The organism is Vibrio sp. 10N.222.55.C6 (assembly GCF_041473395.1).
GTDB classification, from domain to species: Bacteria; Pseudomonadota; Gammaproteobacteria; order Enterobacterales; family Vibrionaceae; genus Vibrio; species Vibrio crassostreae_C.
Genome location: NZ_JBFRSD010000984.1, coordinates 1 through 253, shown reverse-complemented (window position 1 = coordinate 253; position 253 = coordinate 1). Strand labels below are relative to the sequence as shown.

Annotated in this window: 1 pseudogene; it reads right to left on the bottom strand. The window is 43.5% G+C overall.

Going from position 1 to position 253, the window contains the following annotated elements:
• Positions 1-145 precede the first annotated feature (145 nt).
• Positions 146-253, bottom strand: a pseudogene (locus tag AB4486_RS27175) (GntR family transcriptional regulator); the annotation flags it as partial.

The following is a 253-nucleotide window of genomic DNA, read 5'->3' as shown; positions in this document are numbered from 1 at the left end:
ATACAAGAAAGAACTGACTTAAGAAGGAGTTAAGCGAGGGTGAACCAAAACAGTGCCACACATGGTGCAACACGCTTTCTAAAAACAAAAAAGCATGCACTTGGCATACCTTTTTGACTGGTTCAAATGAAGTTGAAAACCGTGTTTAGCTTGCAGTGGCTAAACGGTGGTTAGCATCTTGCAAGTGAGCCGCTGACATTGTACGAGCTTTTTCACTGTCGCCAGCCATAATCGCTTCATAGATTCTACGGTG